18 protein-coding genes are annotated in these 19,074 nt (G+C 67.6%); 14 read left to right on the top strand and 4 right to left on the bottom strand.

Translation table 11 applies throughout. The features are described 5' to 3' along the window. The first annotated feature begins 10 nt into the window (after nt 1-10). From AC07PA_RS13050 to AC07PA_RS13040, 3 genes are all read left to right on the top strand, one after another. Nucleotides 11-1,000: a DMT family transporter gene (locus tag AC07PA_RS13050; protein ID WP_494609485.1), complete on the top strand. Its 990-nt coding sequence runs from the start codon at nt 11-13 to the stop codon at nt 998-1,000. Nucleotides 1,001-1,055: 55 nt separating this feature from the next. Beyond that, a complete protein-coding gene (locus AC07PA_RS13045; protein ID WP_007849297.1) occupies nt 1,056-1,517 on the top strand; it encodes an SMI1/KNR4 family protein in 462 nt (153 codons plus the stop codon). A gap of 190 nt (nt 1,518-1,707) precedes the next feature. Continuing rightward, nucleotides 1,708-2,214: a DUF1801 domain-containing protein gene (locus tag AC07PA_RS13040; RefSeq protein ID WP_494609486.1), complete on the top strand. Its 507-nt coding sequence runs from the start codon at nt 1,708-1,710 to the stop codon at nt 2,212-2,214. Here AC07PA_RS13040 and AC07PA_RS13035 read toward each other — a convergent pair. After that, nucleotides 2,211-3,206 carry an endonuclease/exonuclease/phosphatase family protein gene (locus tag AC07PA_RS13035; protein WP_494609487.1) on the bottom strand — a complete coding sequence of 332 codons (996 nt, stop codon included), beginning with the start codon at nt 3,204-3,206 and terminating at the stop codon, nt 2,211-2,213. The genes AC07PA_RS13040 and AC07PA_RS13035 overlap by 4 nt on opposite strands. A 143-nt stretch (nt 3,207-3,349) precedes the next feature. Between AC07PA_RS13035 and AC07PA_RS13030 the strand changes: the two genes are divergently transcribed. Both AC07PA_RS13030 and AC07PA_RS13025 read left to right on the top strand, forming a co-directional pair. Then, nucleotides 3,350-3,826, top strand: coding sequence for a DUF6882 domain-containing protein (locus AC07PA_RS13030; protein ID WP_494609488.1), 477 nt, complete (start codon nt 3,350-3,352; stop codon nt 3,824-3,826). Nucleotides 3,827-3,893: 67 nt separating this feature from the next. Beyond that, nucleotides 3,894-4,271, top strand: a complete 378-nt coding sequence (locus AC07PA_RS13025) for a hypothetical protein (protein WP_494609489.1) — start codon at nt 3,894-3,896, stop codon at nt 4,269-4,271. 6 nt (nt 4,272-4,277) lie between these two features. On the opposite strand, the gene AC07PA_RS13020 is transcribed toward AC07PA_RS13025, so the two are convergent. The 3 genes from AC07PA_RS13020 to AC07PA_RS13010 all read right to left on the bottom strand — a co-directional run bounded on the left by AC07PA_RS13020 (nt 4,278) and on the right by AC07PA_RS13010 (nt 7,991). After that, nucleotides 4,278-4,895: an immunity protein Imm33 domain-containing protein gene (locus AC07PA_RS13020; protein WP_494609490.1), complete on the bottom strand. Its 618-nt coding sequence runs from the start codon at nt 4,893-4,895 to the stop codon at nt 4,278-4,280. Between the two features lie 118 nt (nt 4,896-5,013). After that, nucleotides 5,014-6,165 carry a S1 family serine peptidase gene (locus AC07PA_RS13015; RefSeq protein ID WP_494609491.1) on the bottom strand — a complete coding sequence of 384 codons (1,152 nt, stop codon included), beginning with the start codon at nt 6,163-6,165 and terminating at the stop codon, nt 5,014-5,016. Continuing rightward, the gene (locus AC07PA_RS13010; protein ID WP_494609492.1) at nt 6,138-7,991 is read right to left on the bottom strand and encodes a bifunctional metallophosphatase/5'-nucleotidase; all 1,854 of its coding nucleotides are present in this window, start codon (nt 7,989-7,991) and stop codon (nt 6,138-6,140) included. Before AC07PA_RS13010 ends, AC07PA_RS13015 begins: the two co-directional genes overlap by 28 nt. A gap of 257 nt (nt 7,992-8,248) precedes the next feature. Here AC07PA_RS13010 and AC07PA_RS13005 point away from each other — a divergent pair, with 257 nt between their 5' ends. The 9 genes from AC07PA_RS13005 (at nt 8,249) to AC07PA_RS12965 (ending at nt 19,062) form a co-directional block, all read left to right on the top strand. Then, nucleotides 8,249-9,463: an ROK family protein gene (locus tag AC07PA_RS13005; protein WP_007849284.1), complete on the top strand. Its 1,215-nt coding sequence runs from the start codon at nt 8,249-8,251 to the stop codon at nt 9,461-9,463. Then, complete coding sequence (locus AC07PA_RS13000; protein ID WP_494609493.1) at nt 9,460-10,947, top strand: sugar ABC transporter ATP-binding protein; 1,488 nt, start codon at nt 9,460-9,462, stop codon at nt 10,945-10,947. The genes AC07PA_RS13005 and AC07PA_RS13000 overlap by 4 nt, the downstream gene beginning before the upstream one ends. Then, entirely contained in the window at nt 10,928-11,953 is a 1,026-nt protein-coding gene (locus tag AC07PA_RS12995) for an ABC transporter permease (protein WP_494609495.1), read from the top strand. Before AC07PA_RS13000 ends, AC07PA_RS12995 begins: the two co-directional genes overlap by 20 nt. Nucleotides 11,954-12,064: 111 nt before the next feature. Then, nucleotides 12,065-13,045 carry a substrate-binding domain-containing protein gene (locus AC07PA_RS12990; protein ID WP_494609496.1) on the top strand — a complete coding sequence of 327 codons (981 nt, stop codon included), beginning with the start codon at nt 12,065-12,067 and terminating at the stop codon, nt 13,043-13,045. Nucleotides 13,046-13,177: 132 nt separating this feature from the next. Then, nucleotides 13,178-14,191: a sugar phosphate isomerase/epimerase family protein gene (locus AC07PA_RS12985; protein WP_494609497.1), complete on the top strand. Its 1,014-nt coding sequence runs from the start codon at nt 13,178-13,180 to the stop codon at nt 14,189-14,191. A 15-nt stretch (nt 14,192-14,206) separates the two neighbouring features. After that, nucleotides 14,207-15,382 (top strand): Gfo/Idh/MocA family protein, encoded by a 1,176-nt coding sequence (locus AC07PA_RS12980; protein WP_494609498.1) that lies wholly within the window; start codon nt 14,207-14,209, stop codon nt 15,380-15,382. A gap of 22 nt (nt 15,383-15,404) precedes the next feature. Then, entirely contained in the window at nt 15,405-15,968 is a 564-nt protein-coding gene (locus AC07PA_RS12975; RefSeq protein WP_494609499.1) for a sugar O-acetyltransferase, read from the top strand. Between the two features lie 111 nt (nt 15,969-16,079). After that, a complete protein-coding gene (locus AC07PA_RS12970; protein ID WP_494609500.1) occupies nt 16,080-17,630 on the top strand; it encodes a methyl-accepting chemotaxis protein in 1,551 nt (516 codons plus the stop codon). A gap of 589 nt (nt 17,631-18,219) precedes the next feature. Then, a complete protein-coding gene (locus AC07PA_RS12965; protein WP_494609501.1) occupies nt 18,220-19,062 on the top strand; it encodes a prepilin-type N-terminal cleavage/methylation domain-containing protein in 843 nt (280 codons plus the stop codon). Nucleotides 19,063-19,074 lie beyond the last annotated feature (12 nt).

Below are 19,074 nucleotides of genomic sequence, written 5' to 3'. Positions count from 1 at the left end.
GATTGGCGCCATGAACCACAAGGTCTCCGCACTATCCGCATCACCTGCCACCCTCACCAGGGGCTCTGACCCCGCAGGCATTGCCCGCGAACGCACAGGCCAATGGCTCATGATCGCCGGCGGCATTCTGCTGGGCACCATCGGTGTCTTTGTCGAAGAGGCCGGCCAGCACCCGCTGGTGACGGTGTGGTTCCGCTGTGTGTTCGGTGCACTGGCCCTGGTCGCCTGGTGCCTGGCCACGGGGCGGGAGCGCGAGCTGCTGCTGCGCGACCAGGCCAGGAGCCGCTGGGTGGCCTGCGCCACGGGCGTGTTCATGGTGCTCAACTGGGCGCTGTTCTTCGCGGCCATCCCGCGCACCTCCATTGCGGTGGCCACGGTGATCTTCCACGTGCAGCCCATCTGGGTCATCGTCTTCGGCGCCTTGTTCCTGCGCGAGACGATCTCGGGCACCCAATGGGCGGCCACGCTGGCGGCCCTGGCAGGGCTGGTGCTCACCACCGGCCTGCTCGATGGCATCCCGGCCGGCACGGCCGATGGCGGAGCCTACGTGGCCGGGGTGCTGATGTGCCTGGGCGGCTCGTTCTGCTATGCCGCCGTCACGCTGCTAGCCAGCCGCGCGCCTGCGCCCATCAGCCCGTTCGCCCTGTCGCTGTGGCAGTGCCTGGTGGGGGCCGTGCTGCTGGCCTGGGCGCCACTGGTTTTCGGCGGGCCGCACACCGCTGCCGCCTGGGCCTTGCTCACGGGCCTGGGCGTGCTGCACACGGGCCTGGCCTATGTGATCCTGTTCGCCGGCATGGCCCGGCTGGCGCTGGGCAAGGTCGCGGTGCTGCAGTTCGTCTATCCGCTTACCGCGGTGCTGGTGGACTGGGCGGTGTACGGGCGCACGCTGAGCCCGGTGCAATTGGGTGGCGTGGTGTTGATGGCGGCGGCGCTGTGGACCATACGGCGGCCGAAACGGGCCGGCCAGGCGATCGACAGCCGTGCCACCACCAGCCGGTGACTGCCGTTCGGCAGATGCACAATGGAGTCTGCCGTTTTGACGAGGCTGGACCCTGATGAGCAAGGAACCTTCCCTGGGCGTTTCTGAAGAAATGATCGCGACTGCGGAGTCCGAGCTGGGCTTGCGCTTCCCGGAGGAACTACGCAACGCCTGGAAGCAGTACAACTGCAATGAACTGCGGGGCGGCTGGCGCGTATTTCCGGTCTTTGACCCGGCCAACCCACGCAAGACCTGTGGCAGCGTGACCTACGAAAACCTCAAAGGCGCGTGGGGCCAGGAGGTGATGGCCCAGGACCTGGTGTCGATTGCCGACAACGGTACCGGCAACCAACTGGTGCTGAAAGTGACATCGGGCTTGGCCGAGGCCCAGGTCTACCACTGGAGTCACGAGACCCGCAAATTGACGCCCTGGAAGCCGGGCATTGCTTCCATCCACGCGGCCGCAGGCAGGTCGCGCGCTAATGTGCTTCGGCTGCAAAAGCGTTTCGCCAACGCCCCCTCCACCGGGGGCAACTGACTGCGCGACAGGTCGGGCCTCTGCGCCGTGTCGGATATGCCACGGGCGACAGTCGGCTGCGTTCCGAGGCGATGCCCTCACCCGTCCCCCGGGGTGTGAGTGTGGGATCTGCCTTGCCGAACGGCCGCATGCCCGCAGCCGATAAACTGGCACAGGGGCAGCAACTGCCCGCATCCAGGAGACGCCCGAAATGACAGGACCCACCAAGGCCGGTACCCGCAAGAGCAGCCAGACGCCGAAGTCAGCCCCACCCGAAGGGCAGGGCGAGCCCGCGGCGCCCCTAATCGACGCCAAGATCCGCGACCTGGCCGACTGGCGCGGTGAAACCCTGGCCCATCTGCGCAAGCTCATGCACGAGGCCGTGCCCGATGTGATCGAGGAAGTCAAATGGATGGGCGTGCCCGTCTGGTCCCACGCCGGCATCCTGTGCACGGGCGAGACCTACAAGCAGGCCGTGAAGATGACCTTTGCCAAGGGCGCCTCGCTGCCCGATCCCAAGGGCCTGTTCAACTCCAGCCTGGAGGGCAACACCCGGCGCGCCATCGACGTGCGCGAGGGCGAGGTGGTCAACGAGGCAGCCTTGAAGGCACTGTTCCGTGCGGCGGCGGATTTCAATGCATTGCAGGCTGCGCAGAAGAAGGCCAAGCCCAAGGCACCTGCGGCAAAGAAAGCCCCGGCAGCGAGGAAAACAGGTTAAGGCGCAAGCGTCAGGCGCACCACCACGGGCCGGTGGTCCGACCCCAGGTCCGGCCCGGTGCGCGAGTTCAGTACCTGCCAGCCGCTCGAGGCCAGCACATGGTCGAGCGGCAGCACCGACAGCCAGCCAAAGGCGTTGGGCCAGCTGGGTGCAGCCCCATTGGCGCGGCGCAGGGTGGCTTCCACCGTGAACAGGCTGCGTGCCCAGGGGGTGGTGTTCAGGTCGCCGGCCAGCAGGGCCAGCCCTCCGGTTTGGGCCAGGCGCCCGGCCTCCTGCACCAGGGCACGGTCGCGGGCCTGGGCGAAGCCTTCATCCAGCGGCGGCATGGGGTGCAACGCGCTCAGGTGCACCGCTTTGCCATTCCAGGCCACGGTAGCGCGCAGCCTCAGGGTGTCACGCAGGTCCTGCGGCTGCAGCGTCTGCAGGTCCGACAGGGGATGGCGCGACAGCACGGCCAGGCCAAAGGGGTCGGGCTGGGGGGCTGCCAGCCGGTGGGGGTAGCGCGCGGCCACCGCGGGGTTGCGCACCAGCGCTTGGTGGGCCAGTTCGGTGAACTCCTGCAGGAACACCACATCCGGTGCACTGGGCGACGCCAGCCAGGCCGTGAGCGGGTCGAAGTCGGTGGTCGACGCGTTGAGGTTGGCGCTGCCCACGGTCAGCACGGCGTCGGGGCTCGATGGCTCGGCGCCACGCGGCAGCATGGCCGGCTGCCACAGGAAGCTACCGCCCAGTGCCAGCACCGCCAGGGCTAACCACCCGCGGCCCATGCTGCTGGGGGGGCGCGCCAGTGCCAGCACCCCCAGCGAGATCGCCCCCACCACCGCGCAGAGCCATTGCCAATGGGCTGCCAGTTCCACCAGCCATTGCAGTGTGGGCACCTGGTCCGCCGGCAGCATGCGCGAAACCGGCGCCGTGAGGGCGCCCAGGATGCACAGCCAGGCCAGCCACCGGGCCCTGGCGGTGATGAAGCGGGGAACTGCGGCATGTGGCATGCGGTCAAGGGGCAGAGCGACGGGGGAAGGTGCAGGACAATTTGCGGAATGTACTGATCGTGGAATAGTGCCTGGGTTGGATGGCCGGTGGGTACTGTCCAGCCTGCAGCACCACCATACCCGGATACTATCGCCCGACATCCATGCATCTCCATCGCCACCATCAGGACACCACAGACGCCAGGTTTGCAGACTTGCTGCGCATTGCCATGGACGGGTACCGGGCCAGGCAGGAGGCCTTCAGCCAGGCCATTGCCGGCTTTTCTGCATGGAACATCGACGAGGAAACGGCGACGCTGACACTCACCGGCGATGGTGGCCAGGCGACCTGCGCGTACCAGGCGACCCCCATCGTCACCTACCTCCCCGCGTCGGAAAGTCTCGCCTGGGTGTGGGCCAACGACGCCTTCCCTGCACTGTCCAGGAGTAGGGCCGGCCGGGTCAGGGAACTGGCGCTGGAGACCGGCTATCAGGTGTTCGAAACCCCGCAGCTGCGCGCCAGCCCTGGCGACATGGACGAGTTGTGCGCCCTGGCCCTGCACCATCTGCAAGGCGTTGCTGTGTTCAAGGCCAAGGGCCAGGAACCTTGGGTCTGCTATGTCCTGCATGCAGCCGCCTGAGCTGCGCGCTCAGCCGCTGCCCCGCGTTGTCGTTGTTCCCCGCCCCCCATGGGCGGGACCTGTGGACATGGAGCGGTGCGACCGCTTCGAGGATGTAGATCACGATGCCCTCCAGGATTTGCGCGCCGTGATCGAGGCCGAGGTGTGGCGCTGGGTGGTGCAGTACGCCAGCGGGTTGCCGGCTGGCAATGCATTTCCCGATCTGGAAAGGCTGACCGGCGAGTGCTACCTGTCTGCCGAGCGCTATTGGATTCAGGACGAGCCCTGGTTTGCGAAGGTCGGCAGACAAAGGGAGGTGTGCTTCAGCTATTTCGTGCGCTGCCTTGAGCGTCAGAACGCGCTCAATGCAGATGATCGCGACTATCTGGGCCTGGAGGTCCAATTCCGGTGGCGGCGCGAGTCGGGCAGTTTTCACTGGGTCGCCACGGACTCCAGCAGCATCTAGATTGCTTCAGGCCGTTGCCCAGCGCTCCTGGTTGCGGTCGTCGGCAATCCCCCTCAGTTCATCGCCCCGCCACACGCAGATCCAGTCCACGGGCAGCGCCATCGCTGCCAGCAGGTGGGGGCGCAACACCAGCAGTTGATGAAGCCGGATCGCTTCCAGGTCCTCGGCGCCCGCCGCCGCGGGCCCATCGGCCAGCCCGACATACCACCCGGAATCTCCCGGTGTGGGTTCGGACCGCTGGGCGTAGATGCCGGGTTCGGCCAGGCAGCCCTTTTGTACGACCACCTTGTCTTCGAAGCGCGCCGCCAGGCCTTCGCTCCCCACGCGGCGCAGCAGGTCGGTCTGGGCCGCCAGGATGCGCAAGGTGGCGGAGACCTCTGCCCGGGTGAGTGTCAGCGGGTCGGTGTCGAAGGCCGGCTCGCGGACTTCCAATACCCCGTTGGCCGTGGCCGCCAGGGTCAGGACCGACCAGCCCACCTGCACCGTCGTGCCGCTTGCCAGACCTGGCCCTGCGTGGTCCCGGCTGGCAATCAGGTCCAGAAGCCATTGGCCCTGGTGGTCCAGATCGCCGTGGCAGGCGAGGGTCAAGAGGCCGTGGGCAATGGATTTCTGAAGGGTGATCATAGGGCAGTGTGGCGTCGCTCGGGTGTGCTGCGAGATGGTAGCGGCTGCGCCGACCCGGGTTCCACCACGCAGCCAGCAGACGGGCCTGCAAAAGCGCAGGCCTTGCAGCTTGCCCGCCTCAGCGGGCGGCGATCACCTGCAGGGTGCTGCGCAGCGCTGCTTCGTAGACCGCGTCGGGCCCCAGGCGGCCGCCGTCCCTGGACACAGGCAGTGCCACGCGCCCTGCGAATGCTTCGCGCAAACGGGTCGCGGCCACCAGCCTGACGCCAGCACCATCGGACAGCGCGACGCCTGCGAAGCGGCCAGCCTGGTCGAAGACGGGCCCGCCGGGCGCCATGCCCTGGTGCATGGATGCATCGAGGTCGCGGTCCCCCTGCGCATCCCTGGCGGCGCCGACGAAGCCCGTGCGCAGCAGGGGCCATGCAGCCCCCGCGCCATCGGCCTGCGCATACCCCACGGCGAACGCCACGGCACCGGGGAAGACATCGGCGGGAACCATGCCCAGGGACGGCGCGGGCAGCGGGCTGCCCAGGCGCAACAGGGCGATGCCGCCCGCGCCGCGCCCCTGTATGGGTGAGGCCGGGGCCAGATGTCCCAGCCCGTTGCGCACCCACAGCCGCCGGCCACCGGCGACGGCCCGCGCAGGCACCAGTGCCGTGCGGCCTTCATCCACCAGCGTGCCGGCTGCGACCAGGTGCGCGCCGCGTGGCAACCCGGTCGAATCGCCATAGGGCGCCAGCCGCGCGGGCGGCAGCAGCATGTCACCACTCGCGTGCGGCGCACCCGACGCCAGTTCACGGCCCACGCTGGCCACCAGCGGCTGCGACGGCGCGCGCGCCTGGGCATCGGCAAGCAGCTTGCGGGCGATCACATCCTGCCCGCCTGCGTGCAGCAGCCATGCGTACAGCGCCGCACCGCCCACCGCGTCGAGGTGCGCACCCGCCGTGTGCGCGCCAAACGCCAGCGCGCGCCGGTACTGGCCCGACTGCATGTAGCTGCGCACCAGGCCCATCTCAGTGTCGGCAGAGTGCAGGATCAGCGCGGCACGGTCGAAGCCCTGCTCGGCTTTCTCTGCATCGCCTGCCGCCAGCGCGGCCTCGGCTTCGCGCAGCAGGGCTACGCGTTCGCGCAGGCGCTCGGCGTCGGGCGGGCGGGCGGCTGCCGCCTGCATGATCGCCTTGAGCTTTTCCTCGGACGCTGGCGAGGCCGCCAGCGGGCCCGCTGCCAGCCCCAGCAGGCCGATCAGGACGTCACGGCGCCGGTCGGACATGCGGCGTTGCTGCCAGTGCCGGTGCGGTTGATGCGCACGCTGCCCGCATCGTTGGGGTTGTTGCCCAGCGTGTACGGTGCCTTGGGCGCCTTGAAGCCGGCCAGGTAGGCCACGAGCGCATCGATGTCCTGCGCGCCGCCCAGGCGGTTGGTGCCCTTGAGGAAGGTGGAATAACCGTCGCCGCCGTCGGCCATGAAGTTGTTCATCGTGACGCGGTAGGTCTTGGCCGGGCTGGCGACCGTGCCCGAGGCGTCGACGATGGTCTCCGTCGAGGCCCCGTTGCGCAGCGTGACATTGCTCACGCGCGCGCCGCAGGCCTTGGCGCCGTCCCAGGTGTACTTGAAGCCGTTGGACGGCAGCATCACGCGCGTGGCCGTGCTCGACTGGCCCTTGCACCCCGCGAACTGCTCTTCCAGCACGTCCTTCAGGTCCTGCGCCGTGAGCGACATGGTCACCAGGCTGTTGCCGAACGGCTGCGTGGTGAAGGCTTCGCCGTAGGTGACGTTGCCGGCCCCTTCGCCCACCGCGCTGCTTGCAAAGGTGAAGCCGGGGTTGCGCACGCCGCCGCCGTTCATCAGGGCGATGACCGCTGAGCCGAACGTGGGGCCCTGCGTGGCCGCCAGCATGGCGTCGGCGACCAGGTCGCCGGCCGGCATGTTGCAGGCGCCATCGGTGCGGCTGTTGGGCAGCTCGGCGGCGATGGCACCGATCACCGTGTTGGCAATCGGCGAGACCAGGCTGTTGTAGCCGGCGATGATCCTGGCGACGGCTGCGTCGGCCGGCACGGTGGGGTCGTTGCGCACCACCAGGCGGTTGGTGGTGGCGATGGCCGTGATGTCGCGCGTGGACGGGTCGATGGTCAGGTCCATATCGGTCAGCACGCGGCCGAACGAGCTGGAGCTGGTCACCGGGATGGTGCGGCCCGTGGCGTTGGGCAGCTTGCAGTTGTAGGCGGCGTGGGTGTGGCCGCTGATCACGGCGTCCACCGCGTTGTCCAGGCCCTTGACCAGGGTGGCGATGCCCGAGCCGGCGAGCGCGCCCTCGCAGCCGTTGATGTCCGACACCGTGCCAGACTGAAAGCCGCCCTCGTGCACCAGCACGACGATGGCTTCGATGCCCTGGCCCTTGAGCTCGGGGATCAGGTTGTTCACCGTCTGGATTTCGTCGCGGAACTCCAGGCCGGCCACGCCCGTGGGCGTGACGACGGTGGGCGTGGCCTTGAAGGTCATGCCGATGAAGGCCACCTTGACGCCCTTGAACTCCTTGACGCCATAGGCCGGCAGCAGGGGCTTGCCGGTGGCGGTGGCGATGACGTTGGCCGACAGCCACTTGAATTTGGCGCCCTCGAAGGGCACCGGCGTGCCTGCCACCGCGCCCTTGCAGCTGTTGGGCTCGCCGGCCTTGCAGCCGCCGTTCTGCAGGCGCAGCAGCTCGGCCGAGCCCTTGTCGAACTCGTGGTTGCCCACCGAGTTGAACTCCAGCCCGATGCGGTTGAGCGTTTCCACGGAAGGCTCGTCCTGGAACAGCGCGGAGATCAGCGGCGAGGCGCCGATCGAGTCGCCCGCACCCACTACCACGTTGTTCGGGTTCTGGGCCTTGAGCTTGGCGACATGGGCCGCCATGAACTCGGCGCCGCCCACCGGTGGGCGCTCGGCCGCCGGAACGGCGGCACTGGCGCCGAAGGTGCCCGGGGATTCCAGGTTGCCGTGGTAGTCGTTGAAGCCGATCAGCTTGACGGTGAACGGTGGCTCGCTGCCGCCGCTGCTGCAGGCAACCGCGGTAACAGCCAGCGCGGCGCAGGCCGCGGCAATCATTCGCAAGGTCATGGATCCCTCTGTTGGTGGTGGTTTTTGGGCAGCTGGCAAGCAGCGTGAAGTGGGCGCACTCCAGCCTGCTGCCCAGTGGAGCCGGGCACCGTGACAAAGCCATGAAGAACTTTGGGCTAAATTAGGTCTAAGTTAAGTCTTGTGTGGCCTAAGTGGGCCGCATAGTATTTGCCCAACGCGTCCATTTGAGGCGCTGGTGACCCAGGCAAGGCCCACTACGGCCCCTGGGATCCCATGACAAGAACAGGAGACAAGCCTTGGCACGCTGGCACAACTGCGGCACTGAAGACCTGGACGTTCTGCAGACCATTTTCTGGTCGGCGGGCGCGTCGCGGCATGCGCTGGCGCAGCGGCTGGCCTATTCCAAGAGCAAGGCCAACGCCATGGTCGCGGCCTTGCTGGACGAAGGCCTGCTCGACGAAGTGGGCCTGCAGGAGTCCTCCGGCGGGCGCCGTGCCGAAACCCTGCGCCTGAGCGAGACCCTGGGCGTGGTGATCGGCGCCGACCTGGGCGCCACCAGCATGCAGGTGGCCATCATGCGGCCCGACATGACGGTGCTGGCGCGGCACCGCGAACCCATCGACGTGCGCCAGGGCCCGGGCGTGATCCTGGCGCGGCTGCGCGGCCTGATGCGCGAGCTGATGGCGCGCTGCGGCCTGCCGGCCTCGCAGGTCATCGCCATCGGCATGGGTGTGCCGGGGCCGGTGGACTTTGAAAGCGGCCAGCTGGTCAACCCGCCGCTGATGCCCGACTGGGACGGCTTTTCCATTCGCGACTACCTGCGCGAGGCCTTTGCGGCGCCGGTGTTCGTCGACAACGACGTGAACCTGATGGCCCTGGGCGAGCTGTGGCGGCTGCAGCGCAACCTGCCCAACTTTTTGGTCATCAAGGTGGGCACGGGCATCGGCTGCGGCATCGTCTGCCATGGCCAGGTGTACCGGGGCGCCAACGGCTCGGCCGGCGACGTGGGCCACATCTGCGTGGACCAGGCCGGCCCGCGCTGCCACTGCGGCAACCAGGGCTGCGTGGAGGCCATGGCCGCCGCGCCTGCCATGGCGCGCATGGCGCTGGCGGCGGCACAGGCGGGCGAAAGTGCCTTGCTGGCCGAGCGCCTGCAGGCCACCGGCACCCTGACCACCGAAGACGTGGCCCAGGCCAGCCGCGCGGGCGACGTGGCGGCCAACGCCATCATCCAGCGCGCGGGCAGCCTGGTGGGGCAGATGCTGGCCTCCATCGTCAACTTCTTCAACCCGTCGCACGTGTTCATTGCCGGGCGGGTGGCGGACATGGGGCCGCTGTTCCTGGCCTCGGTGCGCCAGAGCGTCTACCACCGCTCGCTGGCCCTGTCCACGCGCCACCTGGAGATCCAGTACGCCCCCCTGGCCGACGATGCCGGCGTGGTGGGCGCGGGGGTGCTGGCCATGCAGGAGAGCATGGCCCAGTCATCGCGTTCAGGAGGGACTGCACGATGAGCGTCGCCGTCGAGTTCCGCAACGTCACCAAGGAGTTCGGCCCCGTGCGCGTGCTGCACGGCGTGGGCTTCGCGCTGCAGCCGGGCCGCGTGTACGGCCTGCTGGGCGAGAACGGCGCGGGCAAGTCCACGCTGATGAAGATCCTGGCCGGCTACGAAAGCCCGACCACCGGCGAGGTGGTGGTGGACGGCGCCGTGCGCGCCCCCGGCGGCGGCTCGCGCGCGGCCGAGGCCCAGGGCATCGTGCTGATCCACCAGGAGTTCAACCTGGCGGACGACCTGACGATCGCGCAGAACGTCTTCCTGGGGCATGAAATCAAGAAGGGCTTGTTCCTGGATGACAAGGCCATGCGCGAGAAGACGCGTGCGGCGCTGGCCCAGGTCGGCCTGCCGCTGGACCCCGACACACGCGTGAAGAAGCTCATCGTGGCCGAAAAGCAGCTGGTGGAGATCGCCCGCGCGCTGGCCCGCAATGCGCGCCTGCTCATCATGGACGAGCCCACCGCCACGCTGACCCCCGGCGAGACGGAGCGCCTGTTCGCGCTGATGGCCGGGCTCAAGGCCGCGGGCGTGACCATCATCTACATATCGCACAAGCTCGACGAGGTGGAGCGCACCACCGACGAGGTGGTGGTGATGCGCGACGGGCTGCTCGTGGCGCGCGAGCCCACGGCCAGCGTCACGCGGCGGCAGATGGCCAACCTGATGGTGGGCCGCGAACTGGCCGACCTGTTCCCCGCCAAGCTGCCTGCCCCGGCTGGCGCACCCGCGATCAAGGTGCGCGGCCTCACCGTGCCCGGCTGGGCGCAGGACATCGATTTCGAGGTGCGCCGCGGCGAGATCCTGGGTTTTGCCGGCCTGGTGGGCGCCGGGCGCACCGAACTGTTCGAAGGCCTGCTGGGCCTGCGCCCGCGCTCGGCCGGCACGGTGGAGCTGGCGGGCAAGACCGTGCAGCTCAAGAGCCCGCGCGATGCCGCGCGCCATGGCCTGACCTACCTGAGCGAAGACCGCAAGGGCAAGGGCCTGCACGTGCACTTCAGCCTGCGGCCCAACCTCACGCTGATGGCGCTGGAGCGCTATGCCAGCCCCTGGCTCGACCCGGCGGCCGAACAGGCCGCGCTGCGCGATGCGGTGCAGGAGTTCGGCATCCGCACCGGCTCGCTCGACGTGCGCGCCTCGTCGCTGTCGGGCGGCAACCAGCAAAAACTCGCGCTGGCCAAGGTGCTGCACCCCGGCCCCAGCGTGGTCGTGCTCGACGAGCCCACGCGTGGCGTGGACGTGGGCGCCAAGCGCGAGATCTACCACCTGGTGCAGCGCCTGGCGGCGCAGGGCCTGGCGGTGATCGTGATTTCGTCCGAACTGATGGAGCTGATCGGCCTGTGCCACCGCGTGGCAGTGATGCGCGCCGGCCGCTTGCAGACCACGCTCCAGGAACCCCATTTGACCGAAGAGGAGTTGATCGTCCATGCCACAGGTACCCGCTGAAAACGCCCCCACCCCCCAGGTGGCTGGCAGCCGCCACGGTGCCGCAACCGCCTGGTGGGGCAAGCTGCACGGACTGGGCCCGGTCATCGGCCTGGTGCTGCTGTGCATTGCCGGCACGCTGCTCAACAGCAACTTCGCCACCTACGACAACGTGATGAACGTGCTCACGCGCACGGCCTTCATCGGCATCATCGCGGTGGGCATGTGCTTCGTCATCATCTCGGGCGGCATCGACCTGTCGGTGGGCTCCATGGCGGCGCTGATCGCGGGCTCGGTCATCCTGTTCATGAACGCCATGGCGCCCGTGCTGGGCTCGCCCATGGCCGCCGTGGTGGTGGGCATGGCGCTGGCCGTGGTGCTGGGTGCGGTGTTCGGGCTGGTGCATGGCCTCTTGATCACCAAGGGGCGCATCGAGCCCTTCATCGTGACGCTGGGCACGCTGGGCATCTTCCGCGCCTACCTCACGTACTTCTCCAACGGCGGCGCCATCACGCTGGAGAACGATCTGTCGGACCTCTACAGCCCCGTGTACTACGCCTACCTGCTGGGCGTGCCCATCCCCGTGTGGATCTTCCTGCTGGTGGCGCTGGTGGGCGGTGTCATTCTCAACCGCACGGCCTATGGGCGCTACGTGCAGGCCATCGGCTCCAACGAGCAGGTGGCGCAGTACGCCGCGGTGGACGTGCACAAGATCAAGATCCTGACCTACATGCTGCTCGGCGTGTGCGTGGGCATCGCCACGCTGCTCTACGTGCCGCGCCTGGGCTCGGCATCGCCCACCACGGGCCTGCTGTGGGAGCTGGAAGCCATTGCCGCGGTGATCGTGGGCGGCACGGTCCTCAAGGGCGGGGCGGGCAGCATCACCGGCACGGTGGTAGGCGCCATCCTGCTGTCGGTCATCAGCAACATTTTGAACCTCACCAGCATCATCAGCGTGTACCTGAACGCGGCGGTGCAGGGCTTCGTGATCATCGCAGTGGCCTTCATGCAAAGGGGCAAACGGTGATGGATTTTCTGGATTGGTTTTCTCGGTAGGTCGTTTGACTTTCGTGTTCCCCAGCCGGCCAGCTTCCATGGCCTTTTTCATCAAAGCAACAGCAACAGGAGACAACGCATCATGAACAGCCAACTTTCTTTCACCCGCCGCCTGGCCCTCTCGGCCGTGGGCGCCGCCGCCGCGCTCGCCCTGGCCGGCCCTGCCATGGCGCAGGCCAACAAGGTCGTGGTGGGCGTGGCCATTCCGTCGGCCACGCACGGCTTCACGGGCGGCATCGTGTACTGGGCCAACCAGGCCAAGAAGGACCTGGAGAAGGCCCACCCCGGCCTGCAGGTCATCGTCAAGACGGCCGGCGGTGCCCCCGAGCAGGCCAACCAGCTGCAGGACCTGGTCACGGTCAACAAGATCAACGCCCTGGTGATCTTCCCCTTCGAATCGGCCGCGCTGACCAAGCCCGTGGCCCAGGTCAAGGCCAAGGGCGTCTACGTGACGGTGGTGGACCGCGGCCTGACCGACACCAGCGCGCAGGACGCCTATGTGGCCGGCGACAACACCGCCTTCGGCAAGATCCCGGCCGAGTACATCGCCAAGGCCCTGAACGGCAAGGGCAATGTGGTGGCCATGCGCGGCATTGCCACCACGCTGGACAACGAGCGCATGGACGCGTTCAACGCGGTGCTCAAGAACCACCCCGACATCAAGCTGCTGGACGCCAAGTACGCCAACTGGAACCGCGACGACGCCTTCAAGGTCATGCAGGACTACCTGACCCGCTTCCCGCAGATCGACGCCGTGTGGGCGGCCGACGACGACATGGCCGTGGGCGTGCTCAAGGCCATCGAGCAGGCCAAGCGCAAGGACATCAAGCTGGTGTTCGGCGGCGCCGGTGCCAAGGGCATGATCAAGACGCTGGCCGACGGCAGCAACCCGCTGATCCAGGCCAACGTGTCGTACAGCCCCAAGTTCATCTACGACTCGATCAAGCTCACCGCCGAGGCGCGCATCAAGGGCGACAAACTGCCGCCCACGACCATCATTCCTTCGGTGCTGATCACCAAAGAGAATGCCAAGAGCTTCTACTTCCCCGACTCTCCCTTCTGATCGGGACGCCTGATGGGGGCCTCGGACCCCCATCGCAGCGGCCGTGCCATGGCCGGCCGCTGCACCAAGGTCGATTGTTGCGATGGGCAGCCTGAGCCTCCACGCGCTGCCCCCATTTCCTGGAGCCCCACCATGCCAAGACCCGTCACCCTCTTCACCGGCCAGTGGGCCGACCTGCCGCTGGCCGAGCTGGCGCCGCTGGCACGCAGCATGGGCTACGACGGCCTGGAGCTGGCCTGCTGGGGCGACCATTTCAATGTGCAGGAGGCCCTGGCCTCCCCACAGTACGTGAAGGACAAGCATGCCTTGCTGGCCCAGCATGGCCTCTCGTGCTTTGCCATCGGCAACCACCTGGTGGGCCAGGCCGTGTGCGACCGCATCGACGAGCGCCACCAGTCCATCCTGCCGCCCCATGTGTGGGGCGATGGCGACCCCGAGGGCGTGCGCCAGCGCGCGGCCAGCGAGCTGGCCGACACGGCGCGTGCGGCGGCGAAGTTCGGCGTGAAGACCGTCACGGGCTTCACCGGCTCATCGGTATGGCATGCCATCTATGCCTTCCCGCCCACCAGCCAGGCCTACTGGGACAAGGGCTTTGCCGATTTTGCCCAGCGCTTCGGCCCGATCCTCGACGTGTTCGAGGAGCATGACATCAACTTCGCGCTCGAGGTGCATCCCACCGAGATCGCCTTCGACATCGCCTCGGCCGAGCGTGCCATTGCCGCCGTGAAGGGCCACCGGCGCTTCGGCTTCAACTACGACCCGAGCCACCTGGCCTACCAGGGCGTGGACTACGTGAAGTTCATCCGCCAGTTTGCCGACCGCATTTACAACGCCCACATGAAGGACGTGTGGTGGGGCAAGGGCGATGGCACGGTGGGCGTGTTCGGCGGGCACACCAGCTTTGGCGACGCACGCCGCCACTGGGACTTCCGCAGCGTGGGCCGCGGCATGATCGATTTTGAATCCATCATCGTCGCCCTTAACGACATCGGCTACCAGGGCCCCCTGTCGGTGGAGTGGGAGGACAGCCGCATGGACCGCGTGCACGGTGCCACCGAGAGCGCCGCCTTCTGCAAGCGGCTCGACTTCAAGCCCGCCGCAGGCGCCTTCGACGCAGTGTTCGCCCGCGACGAGCAACCGAAATAACCAACAAGGGATTCCATGTCCTCTGAACGCAAGCTGCGCTACGCCATGGTGGGCGGCGGCAACGGTGCCTTCATCGGTGCGGTGCACCGCAAGGCCATGGCGCTGGACGGGCAGTTCGAGCTGGTGGCCGGCGCTCTCTCGTCGTCGCCCGAGCGGGCCCGCGCCTCGGGCGCCGCCCTGGGCCTGGCCGACGACCGCAACCACGGCAGCTGGCAGGACCTGCTGGCCGACGAACTGCGCCGCCCGCCGGGCGAGCGCATCGACCTGGTGAGCATCGTCACCCCCAACCATGTGCACCACCCGGTGGCCCTGGCCTTCGTGCAGGCGGGCTTCCACGTGGTGTGCGACAAGCCGCTGGTGCACACCAGCGCCCAGGCCGACGAACTGGTGGCCGCCGTGCGCCAGGCCGGCACCGTGTTTGGCGTGACCTACAACTACACCGGCTACCCCCTGGTGCGCGAGGCGCGCCACCTGGTGCAAAGTGGCGCCCTGGGCACGCTGCGCAAGGTCACGGTCGAGTACAACCAGGGCTGGCTGGCCACGGCGGTGGAAGAGGGCGGTGCCAACAAGCAGGCCGACTGGCGCCTGGACCCCGCGCGCAGCGGTGCCGCAGGCACCATGGGCGACATTGGCTCGCACGCCGAGAACCTGGCTGCCACCGTGACCGGCATGGAGCCCGAATGGCTGTGCGCCGACCTCACCGCCTTCGGCGCCGGCCGCCGGCTCGACGACGACACGCAGATGCTGCTGCGCTATGCCAATGGCGCGCGCGGCGTGATCGTGGCATCGCAGGTGGCTGCAGGGCTGGAGAACGACCTGCGCCTGCAGGTCTCGGGCACCCTGGGCACCATCACCTGGCGCCAGGAGGACCCCAACCATCTGGTGCACTCGCCGGTGGATGGGCCGCGCCGCATCCTCACGCGTGGCGCCCCCTGGCTCAGCCCCTCGGCGCTGCGCGCGGGCCGCATCCCCTCGGGCCACCCCGAGGCCTTCATCGAGGCCTTTGCCAACGTCTACCTGGGCGTGGCCGCCGACATCCGCGCCCATGCGGCCGGGCAGCCGGCCGACCCGCTGGCGGCCGACTACCCGCGGGTGGAAGACGGTGCCCGCGGTGTGCGCTTCATCGAGCGGGTGATCGAGTCTGCGCGCAGCGAACGCAAGTGGACGGCCCTGGCCGGCGCGAGGGCTTGAGCGCCGGGGCCAGAATGGCCCCATGACCTCTTCTGAAAAAAGCAAGATGATTGCCGGCGCGCCCTACCAGGCCGCCGACCCCGAGCTGGTGGCCGACCGCCTGCGTGCCCGCCAGCTGTGCCATGCCATCAACCACGCCAGGCCCGAGGCGGCGGGCGAACTGCAGTCCCTGCAGGCGCAACTGCTGCCCGGCCAGCCCGCCAGCGTGCAGATCACGCCGCCTTTCCACTGCGACTACGGCTACAACATCACGCTGGGCGAGGGCGCGTACTTCAACTTCAACTGTGTGGTGCTCGACGGCGCGCCGGTGCGCATCGGCGCGCGCACGCTGTGCGCGCCCGGCGTGCAGATCTACACCGCATCGCACCCCCTGTCGCCCGCCGAGCGCGCCACCGGCATCGAACTGTGCCTGCCCGTGACCATTGGCGAGGACGTCTGGATCGGCGGCGGCGCCATCATCTGCCCCGGTGTGACCATCGGCGACGGTGCGGTGATCGGTGCGGGCAGCGTGGTCACGCGCGACGTGCCGCCCTGCGTGCTGGCGGCGGGCAACCCGTGCCGGGTGATTCGGGAGCTGCCGCAGTAGGTCATTACAAATTGGCACATTCACCTGTTATGAACTATATTGATTTGAGCGCTGTTCCCTGAGCCCCTGTGCGCAGCGGGCTCTTCACGTCCACCTTTTCAGGAGACGAGCATGCCCCTGTCGAATCTGCGTGTCGGTTTGCGTCTGGGCCTGGGTTTTGGCCTCTTGCTGCTGCTGGTGCTGGCCATGGGCCTGTTCGCGGTGAACCGGGTCAACCGGGTGCAGGGCAGCGTGGTCGACCTGGCCACCAACTGGCTGCCGAGCACGCAGCAGCTTGCAGGCCTGAACGAGGCGCTCAACCAGATGCGCCGGGCCGAACTGCAGATGATGCTGGGCGGCGATGCCAAGACCATCCAGGACGAAAGCGCGCGCATCGACAAGCAGTGGACCCTGGTGCCCAAGCTGCTCGAGGCCTATGCGGGCACGCTCTCCTATGGCGAGGAAAGGCAGCTCTTCGAGGCTTTCAAGACCACCGTGGGCCGCTACAAGGACACCCAGGGCAAGCTGCTGGCCCTGCTGCGCGAGGGCAAGACCGACGACGCCATGGCTTACCTGCGCGGCGATTCGCGGGTTGCCTTCCGCTCCACCACCGATGCCATCGGCAAGCTGGGCACGGTGAACGACGCGGGCGTGGAGCAGGCCAATGTGGCCGGTGCGCAAAGCTACCGCACCGTGCTGTGGGGCATCTGGCTCATGATGGCGGCCGCGCTGGCCATGGGGGCTGCGGTGGGCTGGCTGCTGACGCGTTCGCTCACCGTGCCGCTGAGCTTTGCGGCCAGCACCGCCGACCGCATTGCCGATGGCGACCTGACCGGCGAGCTGCGCTCCACGCGCGGCGACGAGCTGGGCGACCTGCTGCGGGCACTGGCGCGCATGCAGGAGGCCTTGAACGCCTCGGTCAGCGATGTGCGGCGCAGCGCCGACAGCATCTCCGTGGCCAGCCAGGAGGTGAGCAGTGGGGGCCATGACCTGTCGGCGCGCACCGAGGCGGCGGCCGCCAGCATCGAGCAGACCTCGGCCGCGCTGCAGCAGGTGACCGACACCGTGCGCCAGAGCTCGGCGTCGGCCCAGCAGGCGCACCAGCTGGCCTCGGCCGCGTCGGAGGTGGCGGTGGCGGGCGGCGAGGTGGTGGCCCGCGTGGTGAGCACCATGGACGGCATCCAGACCTCCTCGCGCAAGATCGGCGACATCATCGGTGTCATCGATGGCATTGCGTTCCAGACCAACATCCTGGCGCTCAATGCGGCCGTGGAGGCTGCCCGCGCGGGCGAGCAGGGGCGCGGTTTCGCCGTGGTGGCCACGGAGGTGCGCACGCTGGCACAGCGCAGCGCACACGCTGCCCGTGAGATCAAGCAATTGATCGTGAGCTCGGTGGACCAGGTCGAGGGCGGTGCCAGGCTGGTGGGCGAGGCGGGCCAGACCATGGACAAGGTGGTGGGCTCGGTGCAGCGCGTGAGCAGCCTCATCGGTGAGATCGCCAGCGCCATCGAGGAGCAGAGCCAGAGCGTGGTCGAGGTGAACACCGCCATCTCGCAACTCGACGGCATGACGCAGCAGAACGCCGCACTGGTGGAGCAGTCGGCCGCGGCATCGGAGTCGCTGCGCGACCAGGCCGGGCGCCTGACCGAGGTGGTCGCGCGCTTTCGCCTCAAGGGCGCTTGACCGCGCAGGCGGTGGCAGGTTCTTAGAGCCTTGCCGCCAGACCGCTTCGACCATCTTCTGGCCAAGGCGCTCATCCTTCGCCTGTTGTACGGCGCATCTGCACAGGCCTGTATCCCGGGCCGCTGACAAGAGGCTCTTTCCCTTTCGCATGGCCTGTGCAACAGGCTGCATGCGGTGTCGCGCATCCCCCATTTTTGAATCGCGCAGGTGCTTACCAGATTTTTTGGCGCGACCAGGTCGATTCACTGCGCAAATGCGATAGATAAAATCTATCAAATGCAGTACTTATTTGTTTCTTTTGTGTTTCGTTGTCTCTCTAATACATAAGCACTATGGCCAATTGCCAGGCGATGGGGGATGCTTCGCTACCGCTTCGAGAGATCTGAAATAAGCCTGTTCTTCCTTGGATTTGCCTATGAAAACAGCCTTTTTCAACAGTGCAGGCCAGTGCGATCGGGGTTGAAAAAAACGGCCAGAAACCACCCAAACGATGGATTGTTTTTTTCTTGACTTCAGTTAGGCATTGTTTACAGTCGTTACATTCAGCAATCTTTTTTTTGTATGCCTTTTTTCAACGCCTGAGGACACCATGCGACCACTTTTCTCCGTCCTGCCTTCGCGGCGCAAACATGGCTCGGCCGGCCAAAAGGCTGCACAGGGGGGCTTCACCCTGGTGGAACTGGCGGTCGTTCTGGCCGTCATCGGCCTGATCATCGGTGCCGTCGCCATCGGCAAGGACGTGCAGCGCAACGCCGAGTACACCAAGATCAAGAACAAGTTCATTGACCAGTGGGAGCAGGCCTACAACCAGTACTACCAGCGCACGGGCGTGGTGGTGGGTGACAGCCAGGTGGCGCCACGGATCATGGTCAACGGCACTGCCTTTGGCACGGTGGCGGTGCCTGCCGTTGCACCTTTGTCTGGCGGCGACATGAGTCTTGCTGCTGTCAATGCACCGGCGCCTGTCTGCGAGCGCGCTCCCGTGGCGGACGTGCGTGCCGGTGCCGTTGCAGGCCAGCTTCGTACCCTGATGACCCAGGCCGGGGTGCGTTTGCCCCCAGGCCGTGCTGAGGGCCAGGAAGACCTGTACGTCTACACCGATACCAATGGCAACCCCCAGGAAATCCAGATCTGCTTCCAGTGGAACAAGCCATCGACGGCTGCCGGTTCGGGCAACGTGATGGTGATCTCTGGCCTGACGCCTGACCTGGCCCGCATGCTGGACCAGATGATCGACGGCAAGCCCGATGAGCAGGAAGGGCGCTTCCGCAGGCAGGGTATCGCCAACGGCACACCCAACCAGCCGGGCCTGCAATGGATTGTCAACAACACCTCCGGGCAGGGCGCCGTACCCGCCGCACCGGCGGACGGCAATTCGCGCGATGAAGAGCAGGTCATCACGCTGACCGCCATCTACAAGATGAACCAGTAAGCCGCGCCAGGG

This window comes from Acidovorax sp. GW821-FHT09B03, from assembly GCF_059418305.1.
The sequence above is the reverse complement of the archived record's forward strand: the minus strand, read 5'-3'. Positions and strand labels throughout refer to the sequence as shown.

Excerpts from the sequence above, each read along its gene's own strand:
- AC07PA_RS13045 (WP_007849297.1), top strand. The coding sequence starts at position 1,056 with ATGAGCAAGGAACCTTCCCTGGGCGTTTCTGAAGAAATGATCGCGACT.
- AC07PA_RS12970 (WP_494609500.1), top strand. The coding sequence starts at position 16,080 with ATGCCCCTGTCGAATCTGCGTGTCGGTTTGCGTCTGGGCCTGGGTTTT.
- AC07PA_RS13030 (WP_494609488.1), top strand. The coding sequence starts at position 3,350 with ATGCATCTCCATCGCCACCATCAGGACACCACAGACGCCAGGTTTGCA.
- AC07PA_RS13050 (WP_494609485.1), top strand. The coding sequence starts at position 11 with ATGAACCACAAGGTCTCCGCACTATCCGCATCACCTGCCACCCTCACC.
- AC07PA_RS12990 (WP_494609496.1), top strand. The coding sequence starts at position 12,065 with ATGAACAGCCAACTTTCTTTCACCCGCCGCCTGGCCCTCTCGGCCGTG.
- AC07PA_RS12980 (WP_494609498.1), top strand. The coding sequence starts at position 14,207 with ATGTCCTCTGAACGCAAGCTGCGCTACGCCATGGTGGGCGGCGGCAAC.
- AC07PA_RS13000 (WP_494609493.1), top strand. The coding sequence starts at position 9,460 with ATGAGCGTCGCCGTCGAGTTCCGCAACGTCACCAAGGAGTTCGGCCCC.
- AC07PA_RS13015 (WP_494609491.1), bottom strand. The coding sequence starts at position 6,165 with ATGTCCGACCGGCGCCGTGACGTCCTGATCGGCCTGCTGGGGCTGGCA.
- AC07PA_RS13025 (WP_494609489.1), top strand. The coding sequence starts at position 3,894 with ATGGAGCGGTGCGACCGCTTCGAGGATGTAGATCACGATGCCCTCCAG.
- AC07PA_RS12965 (WP_494609501.1), top strand. The coding sequence starts at position 18,220 with ATGCGACCACTTTTCTCCGTCCTGCCTTCGCGGCGCAAACATGGCTCG.
- AC07PA_RS13020 (WP_494609490.1), bottom strand. The coding sequence starts at position 4,895 with ATGATCACCCTTCAGAAATCCATTGCCCACGGCCTCTTGACCCTCGCC.
- AC07PA_RS13035 (WP_494609487.1), bottom strand. The coding sequence starts at position 3,206 with ATGCCACATGCCGCAGTTCCCCGCTTCATCACCGCCAGGGCCCGGTGG.
- AC07PA_RS12985 (WP_494609497.1), top strand. The coding sequence starts at position 13,178 with ATGCCAAGACCCGTCACCCTCTTCACCGGCCAGTGGGCCGACCTGCCG.
- AC07PA_RS12975 (WP_494609499.1), top strand. The coding sequence starts at position 15,405 with ATGACCTCTTCTGAAAAAAGCAAGATGATTGCCGGCGCGCCCTACCAG.
- AC07PA_RS12995 (WP_494609495.1), top strand. The coding sequence starts at position 10,928 with ATGCCACAGGTACCCGCTGAAAACGCCCCCACCCCCCAGGTGGCTGGC.
- AC07PA_RS13040 (WP_494609486.1), top strand. The coding sequence starts at position 1,708 with ATGACAGGACCCACCAAGGCCGGTACCCGCAAGAGCAGCCAGACGCCG.
- AC07PA_RS13010 (WP_494609492.1), bottom strand. The coding sequence starts at position 7,991 with ATGACCTTGCGAATGATTGCCGCGGCCTGCGCCGCGCTGGCTGTTACC.